We start from the raw sequence: 1694 nt of genomic DNA, 5'->3' as shown, positions 1-1694 counted from the left end.
AAGTTTGTCTGTGATCTTTTAGCTATGGCTCAGTGATCTATTTGCCATAATTGTAGTGATCTTTGTGTCTTGATTAGCCGTGAGTGATTATTGTTAAGTGTTAGGAAATATCAGTGCGAAATGACGGTTAAAAGCCTTTCCTACATTAAGAAAATACCCTGTAGGGTCTATAGCTATTGCAATGTATGGCGCGACTATTGGTAGGTTGGGGATTTTTGGAGTTGAAGCGACAACAAACCAAGCTTGTTGTGTAATGACAACTTCAAAGCAACTTGATAATAAATACTTATTTTATTGGTTGTGGGCTTTTAAAGAAGACATTATTCGATTGTCTTCTGGCGGTGGTCAACCAAACATTAACCAAGAAAAAGTTGCTTCATTAAGAGTATCCGCACCAGACCCAAAAGAACAACAAAAAATAGCTAACTTTCTCGATCACGAGATAGCCAAGATCGACAGCTTAATCGCCAAGCAAGAAAAGCTAATTGAGCTGTTAAAAGAAAAACGCCAAGCGGTGATTTCCCATGCTGTCACCAAAGGGCTGAACCCTAACGTACCAATGAAAGACTCATGTGTGGAATGGTTGGGAGAAGTACCAGAGCATTGGAAAGTTTCAAAATTAAAATTTGAGTCTGCTGTTGTTGATTGCCGAAATAAAACGCCTGAATATTTTGATGACGGTGAATACTTTGTTGTTCGCACAACAAACGTAAAGAATCAGAATTTGAACTTTAATAGTGCTTTATATACGAACGAGAAGAACTTTAAGATTTGGACGCAGCGAGGTATACCACCTGTAGATTCTATTTTGTTTACTCGTGAAGCTCCAACTGGTGAAGTTTGCCGTGTTCCAGATAATTTAAAAATTTGTATGGGGCAGAGAATGATGAACTTCATTGCGAACGATGAATCGTATTCAAATTACCTGTTTGACTACTTAATTTCCGATTGTCTAGAGCGATACATTGGAAGCGTTTCGCATGGAAGCACGGTTAGCCATTTGAGAGTAGAGCAAGTAGAAGATATTCCTGTTTTGGTTCCTCCTCAGAATGAAATTACGGATATACATAGTGAAATTTCAAAGTTAAAGAAAAAGTATGATGCTTTGGAAGCGAAGGCTCTAGCAGTTATTGAATTAATAAAAGAACGCAAAACCGCCCTTATTTCCTCAGCAGTAACAGGCAAAATTGATGTTCGAGATTGGCAAGGAGCAAATTAATGGAGCTAATTGCCGTTGCTAATTTATTGGTCAGTTCAATTTCATCACTTGCCACAATAGTGCAAGCGTATAACAGTAACAAGCTTACAAAATCTGAACTGAATAAAGCCCAAAAGCGCATTGAACAGCCGTTAAAAAATGGCGGCAAACAACTGACTAATGTGATTGACGCTAAGTTATTAGAAAAACTGTCATTCCTTGCTGAAATCGAAGCTAAGCAATTAATTAAGGTGTTAACCTATTCAGAAGATATTGAGTTAACTCAAGTGATGATTAATACAGCACAAGAACGCATTTGCTTTTATCTTGGACAAATAAAACAGCATAACCAAGGCAAGTTACCCACTAAACCATAGGTATCTACATGGTTTGTCCAAAAAACGAACTAGCCAACTCTCTAAATGCTTCAATCTCCTCAATGGTATAGTTAGAAAGAACTTCGTTGAGCTGTAAAAAGACCCATAAGCCAGCTAAT

The 1694-nt window shown here is 37.7% G+C and carries 2 protein-coding genes; both read left to right on the top strand.

Going from position 1 to position 1694, the window contains the following annotated elements; all coding sequences use genetic code 11:
* Positions 1 to 181 precede the first annotated feature (181 nt).
* Complete coding sequence (locus tag D5018_RS21270) at positions 182 to 1219, top strand: restriction endonuclease subunit S (RefSeq protein ID WP_207819427.1); 1038 nt, start codon at positions 182 to 184, stop codon at positions 1217 to 1219.
* Positions 1219 to 1575, top strand: a complete 357-nt coding sequence (locus D5018_RS21265; RefSeq protein WP_121840965.1) for a hypothetical protein — start codon at positions 1219 to 1221, stop codon at positions 1573 to 1575. The genes D5018_RS21270 and D5018_RS21265 overlap by 1 nt, the downstream gene beginning before the upstream one ends.
* Positions 1576 to 1694 lie beyond the last annotated feature (119 nt).

The organism is Parashewanella curva (assembly GCF_003675895.1).
Lineage (GTDB): Bacteria > Pseudomonadota > Gammaproteobacteria > Enterobacterales > Shewanellaceae > Parashewanella > Parashewanella curva.
The sequence above is the reverse complement of the archived record's forward strand: the minus strand, read 5'-3'. Positions and strand labels throughout refer to the sequence as shown.

Coding starts and splice junctions, on each gene's coding strand:
- D5018_RS21270 (WP_207819427.1), top strand. CDS start 182: ATGTATGGCGCGACTATTGGTAGGTTGGGGATTTTTGGAGTTGAAGCG.
- D5018_RS21265 (WP_121840965.1), top strand. CDS start 1,219: ATGGAGCTAATTGCCGTTGCTAATTTATTGGTCAGTTCAATTTCATCA.